Raw genomic sequence first — 15,734 nt, 5'->3', positions numbered from 1 at the left:
ACTAATATTAGACTTGGTACATAACTATAACTAGCTTAATTCAAAATTATATATTTCTGAAATTAAGTTAAATCGTAATCCAAATCTTCTAATTTTATTGCGATAACGATAAACTAGTATTTTAAATCTTTTTAATCTAGCAAAAACATGTTCAATGGCAATTCTAACTTTACTTAAAAAGCTATTATATTTTTTGCAATAATACGATATGTACTATATTCTTTTCAGTATTCTAAAGTCATAAGTAATTTTTGCTCTATTGATAATTTATTTGGTCTACCACCAATTTGTTTTTGTTTAGCTTCAGCTTTTTTTAAAATTTCTACCATTTTCATGAAAGTTTTATATTTTATGCCTATTAAACTATAAAATTCACTTTCATCTTTATATTTATCTAATATTTGTGCTTCATCTAGAAAATAATATTATCAAAATAGTAGATAAAATTAAAGGTTATGTACCAAGTCTATTAGAAAACAAGCAACAACAAATAACAGAATCACAAATTAGTAATTCTTTAAATTTACAACAAGAACTTGCTGAACAAACTGCTAAGATCGCAAAAAGTAAAAATCAAAAACTTCGCGAAGAAGAATGACTAAGACAAGAGCAAAAAAGAAGACAACTAGATGAACAAGCACGATTAAAAAAACTACACAAAAAAATGAGCAAAAAACAATAACAAAGCGAAAAACAAGACAATTGGAACCTGCTTAAAATATTTAGTAAATATTATCCTTTAAAAAAACATTTTTTATGTTAAGATACTATTGATTTGATTTTTTTAAAAGACTAGGATGATATGAATGAAATTTATTGATAAGATTACAATTAAAGTTAAAGCTGGCAAAGGTGGTGATGGTGCTGTTGCTTTTCGTCGTGAATTATATGTTCCAAAAGGTGGACCGGCTGGTGGTGATGGCGGTAATGGTGGTAACATTGTTTTTATTGGCGATGAGGGAATAAATACATTATTATTAGAATTAAACTATCAAAAAGAAATTAAAGGCGATTATGGCGAAAATGGGCAACATAAAAATATGCACGGTAAAAATGCTAAAAATACTTATATTAGTGTTCCCATAGGTACTATTATTTATGATGCTTTAAATAAAGAAGAAATTGGTGATATTGTTACTAACAAACAAGAAGTTATTGTTGCGATTGGTGGTCGTGGTGGTAAAGGAAATAGTCGTTTTGCTAATTCTAGAAATCGCGCCCCAACAATATTTACTCGTGGTGATTTAGGTGTTGAAAAGGAAATTACTTGTGAATTAAAATTATTAGCTGATGTTGGAATTATAGGTATGCCTAATGCTGGAAAGTCTACTTTATTAGGAACTATTTCTCATGCTAAACCACAAATTGGTGATTTTCCTTTTACAACTTTAACCCCGCAATTAGGTGTAGTTAAACATCAAAAATTTTCTTTTGTAGTTGCTGATTTACCAGGATTAATTGCTGGTGCTAGTTTAGGAAAAGGTTTAGGATATGAATTTTTACGGCATATTGAACGATGCCGGTTATTAGTTCATCTTATTGATATTAGTTTACCCAATGCTTATGATAATTATTCAGTGATTCAAAAAGAACTTAAAGATTATAATTTACGATTAGAAAATAAGCAACAAATAGTTGTTGCTAGTAAAATGGATCAAGTTGATGCTTCTCATAATTTAGAACTTTTTAGTAAGCAAATTAAACAAAAAGTTTACTCAATTTCTGCTTGAACTAGAGAAGGAATTGAATCATTAGTTAATATTATTCATAGGCAATTGCAAACTATTAAAAAAATACCAGAATTAAAACAAGAAATGGCACCAACAATCTATCGTTTTACACCAACAAACGAAGAAGTCATTGTTGAAAATTTAGGAAATGGTCATTGAAAAGTAATTGGCGCTAGTGTGCATCGCATTTATCACAAATTTCCATTAACAACACATGATAATTTATTATTATTTAATCAGAAGTTACGAGATTTAGGAGTTTTTAAAATTCTCGTTAAAAAAGGCATTCAAAAAGGAGATACAATTAAAATTTTTGATTATGAGTTGCAATGACTTGATGAAAATTTTTAAGTGAAGGGATATTAATTAATGGAATTACAGAAATATTTAGATTATTTAGTTCAATGATTACAAGAACAAGTAAAATTAGCTAATGCTAAAGGATTAATTGTTGGTGTATCTGGTGGTATTGATTCAGCTGTTACTGTTGCTTTGATTAAAAAAGCAATGTCGGATAACCATTTAGCTGTTTTTATGCCTTGTTATTCATCAAGTAATGATGAAATTTTAGTAAAAAAATTAGTAACGACATTAGATTTAAAATTACAAATTATTAATTTAGAGTCAGCTTATAATGAATTACAAAATAACTTTAATTGACACAATGCTTTATCACCGTTACAACAAAAAGCATTAGTTAATTGTAAACCACGCCTCCGAATGACTTCTTTATATGCCTTAGCACAAGCAAATGAATATTTAGTTGTCGGAACTAGTAACTTTGATGAATGATATACAGGCTATTTTACTAAACATGGTGATAGTGCTTGTGATATTTTACCGTTAATTCATTTATTAAAAAGTCAAATAAATACGGTTGCTAAGTTATTAAATATTCCACAAGAAATTATTAATCAGCCACCATCAGCAGGTTTATGAGCAGGGCAAACTGATGAAAAAGAGATGGGGATAACTTATGCTGAGTTAGATAACTTTTTAAACGGTCAAGAGAAATTGTTAGATAATAATATTATTAATAAAATTAAGATGATGCACAAAAATACTGAACATAAGCGAAAATCAGCAATTATTCCTCAAAAATTTGTTTTTAAAAATTAGTCAAATATTAGTAAATAAAAATAATATGTGTTATACTGAAAAAATGTAAATAAAAAAATATTGACTAAATTTGTTTTTTGATGAGGTGAAATATATGAAATTAATGAATATGCAAAAGTTATTAAAACTAGTGGCGACAATAACAATTATTAGTGGACCATTATTACCAGCAATAGCTTGTGGTAATGATTTTATCATTACCACAAATGAGATTAATGTTAGTACTTTAGATGTTAATAAATCAAAATTAATGACTTAGCAATTAATTTTGGCACGAACTAAACAATGAAATCCAAATGAGATTTTAAAAAGGGCGTTACAAAATAATTTTAAAGATTTAAATGACTACTTTGTTGATGATACAATTAAAAATTTAGTATTAACAAAAGAACATCATAATTTTTCAAAACCTGACTATCAAGTACCTAAAACTTTAGAAGTTGCTGGTTTTAATATTTTAGAAAAAATAAAAGAAGTATTGCAAGATTTTGTTAAAAATAATGATCTTGAAATTAAGAATTTTATGGAAGAGTTATTAGAAAAGTTATTAGGTTTATTAAATAGCGGGCAAATTGCTACTCATATTCCAAATATTAAAGCAATTCTAACAACACAATATCAAGATATCGTTGTTGCTATTAAGAGTGGTATTGATACTAATAAAAAATTCATTAGACTTGGTACATAACTATAACATTTTGCCCCTACCAAACTATAAAATTCACTTTCATCTTTATATTTATCTAATATTTGTGCTTCATCTAGAAAATAATATTATCAAAATAGTAGATAAAATTGAGGGTTATGTACCAAGTCTATTACTGATAAAAAAAATTGGTGAAATTTTTGAGGATATAAAAAATAATAAAATTATAGAAGATAATATTTTTAGTAAATTTTTAAAAATTCAAAATAAATCAATAGAAATTAAAGATATTGCGGTTTTAATAAAAACAATAATTACTTATGTTCCAATATTAATAACTTTTATAATTAATTTTGCTGAAAAATTAGAAAATGATTTTAATGAAGAAATAATTAATGATTTAAAACCAAAACCATATCAAGGTTTACTAGATAATAAAAACCAACCGTTTACTTTACAAAATATCAAGAATACTTTTAAAAATATTTTTAGAGTGCTGAATTATACTTGTAAGTGCAAGTAAATAAAATTGCAAAAAATCTCATATAAAAATTTCATGATGCTAAGTTTATTTTAGAAAAAACAAAGCAAGGAGTTTTTATATGGGTTACAAACATCTTGGCATATATGAAAGAATTTATATTGAGAATCAATTGAAGTTTAAAGTAAAAATTAGTGAAATAGCTAAAAATCTTAATCGAAGTATTAGTACTATTATTCGAGAAGTCAATAGAAATAAAGATAGTAATCATTATTTTTCATTAATTGCACAAAATAAAGCAGAAAACAGAAAACAATCACATGTTTATTTTCATAAGTTTAAAAATAGAGAATTAGTAAAATATGTACAACAAAAATTACTATTAGGTTAATCGCCTGAACAAATTTATGGCAGAATTAAAAATTTTCATAAAGAATGAATTATTAGTTTTAAAACAATTTACAATTGAATTTATTCTGGATTACTTGAAAAAATTACTAATAAAAATTTAAGAAGAAAAGGTAAGAAACGAAAATCTCAAGAAAATCGCGGTAAATTTAATGGTAAATCAATTAAAGAACGAAATATTAATGTTAATAATCGTATAACTGTTGGTCATTGAGAAGGTGATACTGTAGTATCATCACGAGGTAAAAGTAAATCATGTTTAATAACTTTAGTTGAAAGAACATCAAGATTTACTTTAGCAATGTTAGTTGAAAATAGAACTACTAAAGTTGTTAACGAAAACATTAGCCATTATTTATCAATTCTTCCAAATAATCTTGTTAAGACTATAACATTTGATAGGGGTAAAGAATTTTCTAATTGACAACAACTTGAAAAAAATTTAAATGTGAAAATTTATTTTGCTAATGCGTATTCGCCTTGACAAAGAGGTACTAATGAAAATACTAATGGTTTAATTAGAGAAAAATTTCCTAAAAAATTTAATTTTTCAAATACTACTAAAAATGCAGTTCATAAATTTATATTGTCTTTAAACCAAAGACCAAGAAAAATACTAAATTATCTTTCACCAATCGAATATTTGGTTAGAAAAATAATTTAGTTGCACTTAACTTTACAATTTGGCGAGTAAAAAGCAAAAAGTAGATTTTTTAATAAAATTAATATCTGATTCAAGTTTACCATTTAATTCTATATTTATGGCTTTACAAGGTGCTGTTGGCGAAAAAGAGTTCAATAACTTTTATCAAAACTTGAATGGTGATGAGCTTGATAATGATTTTATTGCAATAATTGATCACTTGCTTTTAAAATTACCTAAAGTGTATGATGATTTTATAACTTTATTAGAAGACAAAACTGCTATTAGTAAAGTGGATTTTCTTAAAAAACTTATTAAGATAATAGGTGTTAATGATAAAAGTAGTATTGAAAAAGAAACTGTTTTAGATTATTTAACTAAAATTCTTGGTAATAAGTGATTTAAAGATAATGTTTTGCAAAACATTATTGATAATAAAAGTATTTGAGAAGAAGATGGTAATTATATTGCTGATTTTGTTAATAAATTAAGTTATATTCAGGATACAAAAGCAGAAATTGTTTATGATACGAGTGCGGGTTTAGTATTTTATAATATAGCGATAGAAAAGCAAGAATTTAAATTTAGTTGAAAGTTTTCTTATAATAACGAGAAAAAATTAATAGGAATGAAAATATTTAATTTTGAACAACTTAATTAAATACATATTTAGCAAATAAAACGGTAGTTACCGTTTTATTAGACTTGGTACATAACCTTTAATTTTATCTACTATTTTGATAATATTATTTCCTAGGTGAAGTACAAATGTTAGATAAATACAAAGACAAAAATGAATTTTATAGTCTAATAGGCATAAAATATAAAACTTTCATGAAAATGGTAGAAATTTTAAAAGAAGCTGAAGCTAAACAAAAACAAATTGGTGGTAGACCAAATAAATTATCAATAGAGCAAAGATTACTTATGACTTTAGAATACTGAAAAGAATATAGTACATATCGTATTATTGCAAAAAATATAGTATTAGTCATGTTGGTTGTATTCGTAATATCTTTTGAGTTGAAAATACTCTAATAAAAAATAGTCACTTTCATATACCTGGCAAAAAGATATTATTGGAAAATAAGGGTACTAATAATAATTTATTAGCAATTGATGCTACAGAAATTCCAATTGAAAGAATTAAAAAAAACTAAAATTATTATTTTCTGGTAAGAAAAGGCAACATTCATTAAAATCGCAAATAATTATTGATTTATTTAACAATAAAATTATTTCAGTAGATTTTTGTTATGGCAGTATTCATGATTATAAGTTATTTTTAAAATCAAATACACTTATAAATCCAAAATTAGAATTAATTGCTGATTCAGGATATCAAGGTTTGCAAAATGTTCATAAAAATACATTATTGCCAATTAAAAAGAGTAAAAATAATCTTTTAAATCCAGATAAAAAGGAATATAATAGCTTTTTAAGTAAAGCTAGAATTGCCATTGAACATGTTTTTGCTAGATTAAAAAGATTTAAAATACTAGTTTATCGTTATCGCAATAAGATTAGAAGATTTGGATTACGATTTAACTTAATTTCAGGAATATATAATTTTGAATTAAGCTAGTTATAGTTATGTACCAAGTCTTATGAAAATAAAAAAATTAATAATTTAGAAGGGAAAAAATATATGAGTCAAAATGTCGCAAGAAAATATGGTTTATTTATGTGCCTCTGTATGGTTGTGGGGACAGTAATTGGAACTGGGATTTTCTTTAAAAATGAAGGTGTTTATGGCTTTGTTAATGGTAATGGGGCCTTAGGAATAATTGCTTGAATTATTGGTGGTGTTGTAGCAATTTCTTTTGGTTTATCATTTATGGAAATTTCATCGGCAAAACAAGATAGTAATTCAGGAATTGCTTTATATGCAAAAATGTTTGCTGGTAGTAAATTTGGTCGTGTTGTTCGTAATGCAATGAATAATATTTATTTGCCATTAACTGCTTTTACAGTAGCTTATTATACGAGTAAGGCTTCTGTTTGAGCAATTGGTGGCGGTCAAGATGCGGAAATGCGTTTAGCAAATGTTTTAGGTGGTTCTAATGTGTATGAATTGGTATTAAGTATTTTTGCAGTTTTATACACTTTATTTGTTATTGTTTGTTGCATTTATAATGAATCAATTAGTAAATGAGTACAAATGATTACCGTTGTTTTAAAATTAATACCATTAATTTTTATTGGTGTTGCTGGATTAATTGTTGTTAATGCAGGAGCAGGTGCTTTTTTAGAAACTGGATTAGGTGATCCAAAGAAATATGAAATTGTTAAAAATAAAGGTCATTTTGAAATGCTATTAATGGCGTTACCAGGAATTCTTTTTGCCTTTGATGGTTTTTTATCAACAACTTATATTCAAAAAGATGTTCGGAATTCTAGTAAAAATATTCCTTTAGCTTTAGTTTTTGGTTTAACAGGAATTACTTTTATTTATGTCTTAACTTCAATTTCAACATTAAATTTAGACCCTAGTGGTAGCGTTGCTATTGCTGCGGGAAAAATATTTAATAATCCTACAGTTAATGCTGTTTGTACGCGATTAATTTTTATTTTTATTCTTATTAGTGCTTTTGGAACTTTAAATGGTTATTGTTTTTCAATGACAAAGTTAACAAGGTCATCATTAGATGATGGTTTTGTTGTTGGTAACGATAAAATATGACAAAAAGTTATTAATCGTTTTGGTATTAAAACAGCAACATTAATGGTGATGGGAGTATTATTTGCAGTTTGAATTGTAATTATGGCACTACCAACGATAGTTACTGATGATAATTATAATTTCTTTGATTTTATTAGTAATGCTGGTGTTGTGATGGCATTTATGTTATACGGTGTAATTATCTTTTATGGTTTATTAAATCGTTATCGTAAAAAAATTAAAACGCTTAATGCTTGATATTTTATTCCGGCAGCTATTATTTCTATATTATGTATTACTTTAATATTGGGATATAATGTTTATTTTTACTTTGCTTTATTAGTAACCTTTGAAAATAAAGTAGGAGCAATTTTACAAATTTTCTTTTTACTATTAATTCTTGCTTTGCCTTGATTAGGATTATTTATGAAAGATAATGAATTAGAAAATGATAATGAAGCTGGTAATGTATCAGAACTTGGACAATCAACAAGTGATAATGGGACAAATAAGTTTTCTAATGGTAATGGAGAAGAAAATATTGAAGAAAATATGGGCGTATAACAAAGAGGTAGGGAAATAAAGTTGGTTTAATTTTATTAATTGCTGAATTATACTTGTAAGTGCAAGTAAATAAAATTGCAAAAAATCTCATATAAAAATTTCATGATGCTAAGTTTATTTTAGAAAAAACAAAGCAAGGAGTTTTTATATGGGTTACAAACATCTTGGCATATATGAAAGAATTTATATTGAGAATCAATTGAAGTTTAAAGTAAAAATTAGTGAAATAGCTAAAAATCTTAATCGAAGTATTAGTACTATTATTCGAGAAGTCAATAGAAATAAAGATAGTAATCATTATTTTTCATTAATTGCACAAAATAAAGCAGAAAACAGAAAACAATCACATGTTTATTTTCATAAGTTTAAAAATAGAGAATTAGTAAAATATGTACAACAAAAATTACTATTAGGTTGATCGCCTGAACAAATTTATGGCAGAATTAAAAATTTTCATAAAGAATGAATTATTAGTTTTAAAACAATTTACAATTGAATTTATTCTGGATTACTTGAAAAAGTTACTAATAAAAATTTAAGAAGAAAAGGTAAGAAACGAAAATCTCAAGAAAATCGCGGTAAATTTAATGGTAAATCAATTAAAGAACGAAATATTAATGTTAATAATCGTATAACTGTTGGCCATTGAGAAGGTGATACTGTAGTATCATCACGAGGTAAAAGTAAATCATGTTTAATAACTTTAGTTGAAAGAACATCAAGATTTACTTTAGCAATGTTAGTTGAAAATAGAACTACTAAAGTTGTTAACGAAAACATTAGCCATTATTTATCAATTCTTCCAAATAATCTTGTTAAGACTATAACATTTGATAGGGGTAAAGAATTTTCTAATTGACAACAACTTGAAAAAAATTTAAATGTGAAAATTTATTTTGCTAATGCGTATTCGCCTTGACAAAGAGGTACTAATGAAAATACTAATGGTTTAATTAGAGAAAAATTTCCTAAAAAATTTAATTTTTCAAATACTACTAAAAATGCAGTTCATAAATTTATATTGTCTTTAAACCAAAGACCAAGAAAAATACTAAATTATCTTTCACCAATCGAATATTTGGTTAGAAAAATAATTTAGTTGCACTTAACTTTACAATTTGGCAATTAAAATACCTACCTCCTTTTAAAAATTATTGTTAAGAGGAAGGAGTATTCTTACTGGTCTAAAATGGTTACCTTATACACATAATATAAACCAATCTCCAATATTTATACGAAGTGCATATTTTTTTACAAAAGAACAAAAAAGACGATAATTATCGTCTTTTTCTTATTTCCCTACCTCTTTGTTATATGTCCAAATATTTATGTTTCTATGGAACAAATTACTCCTAATGAGACCGGTAATGGTTCTGAATTTGGAGAAGAAATTACTGAATTATAAAATAGTATAATATATCTTAGTTAAAGGGGATGTATTATAAATATGGCGAAAATAAATCCAACAGGACTAATAATTCCTAAAATATTAATGATGATTGGTGCTATTTGAATTATGGTTTTTGCAGTTGCGATTGCAATTAGTAAAGATGAGAATGCTGGTGTGATGTATGGTTTAAAAATTTCGTGACCGTTATTATTATTTTTTAGGGTTAGTATATATTGATTCCTTTTTCTGTTAAAGTTGGAATTTGATCATTAGTTTGAGGTGCTTTAATAGCAACCCTATCAATCATTATTCTTATTGGTAGTCTTATTGATGTTGATTATAAATCAATATGAACATTTTGCAAACCTTGATATCCTGAATCAGCAATTAATTCTAATTTTGGATTTATAAGTGTATTTGATTTTAAAAATAACTTATAATCATGAATACTGCCATAACAAAAATCTACTGAAATAATTTTATTGTTAAATAAATCAATAATTATTTGCGATTTTAATGAATGTTGCCTTTTCTTACCAGAAAATAATATTAGACTTGGTACATAACTATAACATTTTGCACCTACCAAACTATAAAATTCACTTTCATCTTTATATTTATCTAATATTTGTGCTTCATCTAGAAAATAATATTAGACTTCTTGCATTACTTATTAAAATAATTACAAATTATTTGTAAATAAAAAATACTATATAGTAATTTCTAACTTTTATTAGGTTAATACTTATGGATTTTATTAAATGTGTAAATTTTGACACAACAAAAAATTATTTTATTATTTAAATTTAATTTTAAATAAATATTTTATGTTATCTATAATTGCAAATTATAAATTGAAGCAATTAAATTAAATCTTAAACTAAATCGTTTTCTACGATTACGATATTTTTCAGTAATAATTTTAAATTTTTTAAGAATAGCAAAAATATTTTCAATAATAATTCTCATTTTTGAAATTAATTTATTATTATGTTTTTGTTCTTTATTTAAAGGGTTTTTCTTTGTTTTTTTCTTAGGTATTAGAACATTACTATGAATTTTTTGTATTCCTTGATAACCATTATCAACTATTAATTTAGTATTTTTTAAAATTGGGATTTTTGATTCTTTAAATAAACAAAAATCATGCTTTTTACCGAGAGAAAAATTTGTTGCAATAATTATTTTGCTTTCTTTTTCAATAATTACTTGTGTTTTAATAGTGTGTTTTTTCTTTTTTCCTGAATAAGATTGTTTTTGTCTTTTTTTGGGCGTTGAATGGGTGTTTCTGTAGCATCAATAATAATTGTTTTATCATTAAAATAATCATTTATTAATGCTTTTTTACCAGCAAGTTGTTGAAAATCAGGATGTTTGATTAAAATATCTTCAATTCACTTGATATTTCGATAACAACTAGCTTCACTAATATCAAAACTTTTACCAAGATGAAAATAAGTACGATATTCTCGTCAATATGATAAAGTCATCAATAATCTATTTTCTAATGATAATTTATTATTTTTACCACCTCTTTTAAACTTTTTTAACTCAGCTTCTTTTAAAATATTTAACATTTTATTAAAAGTACTTTGCTTTATTCCAGTTAATCGTAATAATTCTTTATCATTAATAAAATTAAATTTATCAAATTTCATAATCTTAAATTCCTTATAATTTCTATTTTAAATATATTTTATAGGAATTTTGTTTAATAAATAAGTAATGCAAGAAGTCTAATAATTATTTTGCTTTCTTTTTCAATAATTACTTGTGTTTTAATAGTGTGTTTTTTCTTTTTTCCTGAATAAGATTGTTTTTGTCTTTTTTTGGGCGTTGAATGGGTGTTTCTGTAGCATCAATAATAATTGTTTTATCATTAAAATAATCATTTATTAATGCTTTTTTACCAGCAAGTTGTTGAAAATCAGGATGTTTGATTAAAATATCTTCAATTCACTTGATATTTCGATAACAACTAGCTTCACTAATATCAAAACTTTTACCAAGATGAAAATAAGTACGATATTCTCGTCAATATGATAAAGTCATCAATAATCTATTTTCTAATGATAATTTATTATTTTTACCACCTCTTTTAAACTTTTTTAACTCAGCTTCTTTTAAAATATTTAACATTTTATTAAAAGTACTTTGCTTTATTCCAGTTAATCGTAATAATTCTTTATCATTAATAAAATTAAATTTATCAAATTTCATAATCTTAAATTCCTTATAATTTCTATTTTAAATATATTTTATAGGAATTTTGTTTAATAAATAAGTAATGCAAGAAGTCTATTATCAAAATAGTAGATAAAATTGAGGGTTATGTACCAAGTCTAATAAATGAAATCGCAACTAAATATAAAATTCTTTATAGTATTGCGGGGTATGTTAATAAGTATGGTATTGTTGGACCGTTAATAGTTCCTGAAGTAACTAAATGTTGAAACTGTATTGTTCCACAAGATAAAAAACCAACTCTTAAATTTTGAAATTCAAATTTTAAATCACCAAGTTATGGTCCTTTAAATAGTTTAGTTAGTTCTATTCAAGTAAATGAGATTTTAAGATATTTTGCTAATGCTAAAGGAATAGAAACATTAGGAAAACGAATGTTTATTAATTCTGAAAGTTATCATATTTCTTTTGAAAATACAAAGAAATTTAACTCGTGTAAACTTTGCTTTGTCAAGAAAGGAGTGTAGTTGTTATGTTTGAAGTTATTACTCAAAATTAATTATTAAAATAAAATTTTTATACGATATGTTTAATAAATTTCATTAGACTTGGTACATAACTATAACATTTTGCACCTATCAAACTATAAAATTCACTTTCATCTTTATATTTATCTAATATTTGTGCTTCATCTAGAAAATAATATTATCAAAATAGTAGATAAAATTGAGGGTTATGCACCAAGTCTATTAAACATATCGTATTTTGTTTTGTTAATGTTATTTATTTTATTTGCAAATAAATAACAAATTTTTAATTAAGGCAGTATATAATCTTATTACGACAAAAGAAATAAAGAGTGATTTACAAATGAAAGAAAAAGGTTATTATGATTTATTATTAAAATTAGGTGAAACAATTAATGAAGATTATATTGTTAAAAATCTTAATGATGAAAAAAATGCTATTAAAGACATTGATAAATATTTATTGAAACAATTTAATAATATTTTAAGTATTAAATTGCAAGAATATAAAACAGTTGATGATAAATTAAAATTTTTAAATCAAACTATTGGTATTTATAGTGAACAATCAGAGTTATCTAATAATGTTTTATTACAAATTGGTAATGATTTGCAACAAAAAGTTAGTTATCATCAAGAAATTCGATTAATTGATAACCACTTATTTACTAATGAAAATGAACAAGAATTAATTAATCAACTTAATAAAGAAATTAAGACTGCTGATAGCGTTTATTTTATTTATCCTTTTATTTCTAAGGGAATTATTAATAAAATTAGAAATTCTTTTGTTTATGCTGAACAACATAATATTATGATTAATTTTATCACCACAACTTTTGATGATGTGGCATTATTTGTTAACTTGTATGAATTAGAAAATTTAGTTAATACTTATCGTAATATTTTAATTAGGGTAGAAGATAATACTGAAAAACGCAGTGAAAGAATTCATATTAAAGCAGCAATTTTTAAAAGAAAATCTGGTTTTTCAACAGCAATTGTTGGTTCATCTAATTTAACTTATAAAGGAATGATGCGTGGAAGAGAATGAAATATTAAGATTAGTGAATTTAGTAATTCTCATTTATATTATCATCTCTTTCGTGAATATGAAAAAATTTGAAATGATAATCTTGTTAATTTTAATAATGTTTATGAACGAGAAGCATTATTAGCAAGAATTAATAATAATCGTTTACATATTAAAGCTCAAAGTGAGGGAATGGTAACAAGAAAATATTCAATGTATGAATTTCAACAAAAAATTGTTAATCGTTTACAATATCGCCGAAAGATTAATAAAAATAAGCATTTGGTTATTATGGCTACCGGAACTGGAAAAACTATTATTAGTGCTTTTGACTATTTAAATCAAATTAAAGAAAATAATAATAATCGGCCACGATTATTATTTTTAGCTCATCAACGAGAAATTATTGATCAAGCAATATTAACTTTTCGTAATGTTTTACAAGATAATAAGTTTGGTTGTGTTTTTTATGAAAATCAAACATTAGATAATACTAATTATTTATTTGCTACTGTGCAATCGGTTTTTCGTAATTTAAAAAAGTTTTTACCGAATCAGTTTGATGTTATTATTTTTGATGAAGCCCATCATATTGCTGCTAAATCATTTGCAACAATTTTTAATTATTTTCAATCAAAACAAGTTATTGGTTTAACAGCAACTCCAGAACGAGAAGATAATAAGTTAATTACGCCGTACTTTGATAATGAATTTGCTTATGAATTAAGGTTATGAGATGCTATTAATCAACGCTTATTATCGCCATTTGACTATTATTGTATTGATGATATTAGTAGCAATCTTGTAGGTGTTGATTTAAATAATGATCTTGAATTGTTTAAGAAGTTGAATACTAGTGAGCGCAATAAATTATTATTTAGTGTGATTAATAATTATATTGGCATTTATGCCCAACCATTTTGTTTAGTATTTTGTATCACAACAACGCATGCTAAAATTGTTGCTAATTTTCTTCAAAAGGAAGGTTTAAAGGCTGCTTATTTAACTAATGAAGTATCACAAGAGCGAACAACAATTATTAACAATTTTAAAAAGGGTAAAATTAATTACTTGTGTGTTGTTAATATGTTTAATGAAGGTATTGATGTTCCACAAATTGATACAATTATAATGTTACGACCAACAAGTTCAAAAACTGTTTATTTACAACAATTAGGTCGTGGTTTAAGAAAAACTGATACTAAAAATAAGTTAGAAGTTTATGATTTAATTGCTAATGTTGATAAAAAATATGATATTACTGTGGGAATTAAAAATCTTTACAATTCTCATTTAGAAAGAAATAAAGCATCTTTAGATGGAAATAATGGTTTGCCTTATGGATGTACGATTACTTTAGAAAAACGCAGTCAAAAAGTTATTTTAGAAAATTTACAAAAATGATATGAAGATAAAAAGCGTATCCATTTAGTTATTAAATATTACTATGGAATTTATGGAGCAGATGGTTTAGTTAAGGTTTTACAAGATTATGAATTAACCTTATGTGAATTTTATAATTTTTTAAATGATTTTTATTTAAAAATTTGTCAAGGTATTAAAGTTTATGCAAGTGGCATTAATGATTCTAATCGTAATAAAAATGTTTTAAAACAATTTTTATTTCTTAATGATTATCATTTAATAAATTATTTTTATCAGCGATTGTTAAAAAATATTAATAATGAAGCAATTAATTATGAATATGATAATTTATTAATTTGTTCGCTTTTATATGAAGTAACTAGTATGAAGGCCTTTTTAAAAGTGTTTCCTAATTATTTATTGATTGATGATTTAGTAGCAGAATTTATTAATCATAATAAATTAATTGTTAATGAATTAGTAATGATATTGAAATATAAATTAGAAAATGAAACCTTATTAGTTAATGAACATAATTTTTTGTTGTATCCATTGTTAGCTTATGAATCAATATTTACTGTTCGTCAAGCCTTGTGTGCGATTCGTCGCGTAAATTTTATTAAGCAATTAGGTAAATTAAGAATTATTGCTTTTCAAGCGGGACATTTAACTTTTGATCAAACAAAAGCAGTTATTTTTGCTGATGTTGCTGGTAGTAAATATGGCAAGAAAACGAAATATGATGCTACAACTAAACAATATTGGTGGTCAATTCCTGAGGATAAAACAATGCAAAGTAAACTAATAAATGATTTGCAAGATTTAAAAATTGCTAAATTTTTATTTTTAGATAATAAAATTAATCACAATTTACCAAATTTATATTTAAAACTTTATAATTTTATTGGTCTGGGAAAATACATTGATTGTGTACAAGAAGATTACATTACTGTAAAGTTTTTGATAGAATAAATGTATATGC

General features: G+C 24.6%; 19 protein-coding genes and 1 pseudogene. 15 read left to right on the top strand and 5 right to left on the bottom strand.

The window, feature by feature from the left end; genetic code table 4:
• Window positions 1-30: 30 nt before the first annotated feature.
• Together AAHJ00_RS07970 and AAHJ00_RS07965 are read right to left on the bottom strand one after the other, a co-directional pair.
• Window positions 31-153 (bottom strand): annotated as a pseudogene (locus AAHJ00_RS07970) (IS5/IS1182 family transposase); the annotation flags it as partial.
• A gap of 20 nt (window positions 154-173) precedes the next feature.
• Window positions 174-335 carry a transposase family protein gene (locus tag AAHJ00_RS07965; protein ID WP_425288852.1) on the bottom strand — a complete coding sequence of 54 codons (162 nt, stop codon included), beginning with the start codon at window positions 333-335 and terminating at the stop codon, window positions 174-176.
• Window positions 336-403: 68 nt separating this feature from the next.
• Here AAHJ00_RS07965 and AAHJ00_RS05450 point away from each other — a divergent pair, with 68 nt between their 5' ends.
• The 14 genes from AAHJ00_RS05450 (at window position 404) to AAHJ00_RS05385 (ending at window position 9,916) form a co-directional block, all read left to right on the top strand.
• A complete protein-coding gene (locus tag AAHJ00_RS05450) occupies window positions 404-682 on the top strand; it encodes a hypothetical protein (protein ID WP_342223707.1) in 279 nt (92 codons plus the stop codon).
• 124 nt (window positions 683-806) lie between these two features.
• Window positions 807-2,081, top strand: a complete 1,275-nt coding sequence (obgE, locus tag AAHJ00_RS05445) for a GTPase ObgE (protein ID WP_342223706.1) — start codon at window positions 807-809, stop codon at window positions 2,079-2,081.
• Window positions 2,082-2,099: 18 nt separating this feature from the next.
• A complete protein-coding gene (nadE, locus tag AAHJ00_RS05440; protein ID WP_342223705.1) occupies window positions 2,100-2,849 on the top strand; it encodes an NAD(+) synthase in 750 nt (249 codons plus the stop codon).
• Window positions 2,850-2,943: 94 nt separating this feature from the next.
• On the top strand, window positions 2,944-3,108 hold the full coding sequence (locus AAHJ00_RS05435) for a hypothetical protein (protein ID WP_342223704.1): 165 nt from the start codon (window positions 2,944-2,946) through the stop codon (window positions 3,106-3,108).
• Between the two features lie 9 nt (window positions 3,109-3,117).
• Entirely contained in the window at window positions 3,118-3,537 is a 420-nt protein-coding gene (locus tag AAHJ00_RS05430; protein WP_342223703.1) for a hypothetical protein, read from the top strand.
• Window positions 3,538-3,601: 64 nt separating this feature from the next.
• Window positions 3,602-4,018 (top strand): hypothetical protein, encoded by a 417-nt coding sequence (locus AAHJ00_RS05425; RefSeq protein WP_342223702.1) that lies wholly within the window; start codon window positions 3,602-3,604, stop codon window positions 4,016-4,018.
• 79 nt (window positions 4,019-4,097) lie between these two features.
• The gene (locus AAHJ00_RS05420; RefSeq protein ID WP_342223701.1) at window positions 4,098-4,367 is read left to right on the top strand and encodes a helix-turn-helix domain-containing protein; all 270 of its coding nucleotides are present in this window, start codon (window positions 4,098-4,100) and stop codon (window positions 4,365-4,367) included.
• Window positions 4,368-4,379: 12 nt separating this feature from the next.
• Window positions 4,380-5,048 carry an IS30 family transposase gene (locus AAHJ00_RS05415; protein WP_342224618.1) on the top strand — a complete coding sequence of 223 codons (669 nt, stop codon included), beginning with the start codon at window positions 4,380-4,382 and terminating at the stop codon, window positions 5,046-5,048.
• Window positions 5,049-5,145: 97 nt separating this feature from the next.
• Entirely contained in the window at window positions 5,146-5,688 is a 543-nt protein-coding gene (locus AAHJ00_RS05410; protein ID WP_342223700.1) for a hypothetical protein, read from the top strand.
• A 107-nt stretch (window positions 5,689-5,795) separates the two neighbouring features.
• Window positions 5,796-6,065 carry a transposase family protein gene (locus AAHJ00_RS05405; protein WP_342223699.1) on the top strand — a complete coding sequence of 90 codons (270 nt, stop codon included), beginning with the start codon at window positions 5,796-5,798 and terminating at the stop codon, window positions 6,063-6,065.
• 124 nt (window positions 6,066-6,189) lie between these two features.
• Window positions 6,190-6,612: a transposase family protein gene (locus AAHJ00_RS05400; protein WP_342224617.1), complete on the top strand. Its 423-nt coding sequence runs from the start codon at window positions 6,190-6,192 to the stop codon at window positions 6,610-6,612.
• Between the two features lie 63 nt (window positions 6,613-6,675).
• Window positions 6,676-8,253, top strand: a complete 1,578-nt coding sequence (locus tag AAHJ00_RS05395; protein WP_342223698.1) for an APC family permease — start codon at window positions 6,676-6,678, stop codon at window positions 8,251-8,253.
• 148 nt (window positions 8,254-8,401) lie between these two features.
• On the top strand, window positions 8,402-9,352 hold the full coding sequence (locus AAHJ00_RS05390) for an IS30 family transposase (protein ID WP_342223478.1): 951 nt from the start codon (window positions 8,402-8,404) through the stop codon (window positions 9,350-9,352).
• A 348-nt stretch (window positions 9,353-9,700) separates the two neighbouring features.
• Entirely contained in the window at window positions 9,701-9,916 is a 216-nt protein-coding gene (locus AAHJ00_RS05385) for a hypothetical protein (protein ID WP_342223697.1), read from the top strand.
• Window positions 9,917-9,980: 64 nt separating this feature from the next.
• Here AAHJ00_RS05385 and AAHJ00_RS05380 read toward each other — a convergent pair whose 3' ends face one another.
• The 3 genes from AAHJ00_RS05380 to AAHJ00_RS05370 form a co-directional block, all read right to left on the bottom strand.
• The gene (locus AAHJ00_RS05380) at window positions 9,981-10,232 is read right to left on the bottom strand and encodes a transposase family protein (protein ID WP_342223696.1); all 252 of its coding nucleotides are present in this window, start codon (window positions 10,230-10,232) and stop codon (window positions 9,981-9,983) included.
• A 245-nt stretch (window positions 10,233-10,477) separates the two neighbouring features.
• Window positions 10,478-11,301, bottom strand: a protein-coding gene (locus AAHJ00_RS05375) for an IS5 family transposase (RefSeq protein WP_342223477.1) whose coding sequence is annotated in 2 segments (ribosomal slippage) — window positions 10,478-10,905 and window positions 10,905-11,301 — 825 coding nt in all. Because the reading frame shifts where the segments join, the coding sequence is not laid out codon by codon here.
• Between the two features lie 109 nt (window positions 11,302-11,410).
• Window positions 11,411-11,863 carry a transposase family protein gene (locus AAHJ00_RS05370; protein ID WP_342223479.1) on the bottom strand — a complete coding sequence of 151 codons (453 nt, stop codon included), beginning with the start codon at window positions 11,861-11,863 and terminating at the stop codon, window positions 11,411-11,413.
• 834 nt (window positions 11,864-12,697) lie between these two features.
• Here AAHJ00_RS05370 and AAHJ00_RS05365 point away from each other — a divergent pair.
• On the top strand, window positions 12,698-15,724 hold the full coding sequence (locus AAHJ00_RS05365) for a DEAD/DEAH box helicase family protein (protein WP_342223695.1): 3,027 nt from the start codon (window positions 12,698-12,700) through the stop codon (window positions 15,722-15,724).
• Window positions 15,725-15,734: the final 10 nt, after the last annotated feature.

It is taken from the genome of Spiroplasma endosymbiont of Asaphidion curtum (assembly GCF_964031085.1).
In the GTDB taxonomy this organism is placed as follows: domain Bacteria; phylum Bacillota_I; class Bacilli_A; order Mycoplasmatales; family Nriv7; genus Nriv7.
This window is presented reverse-complemented; position numbering and strand designations above follow the sequence as displayed.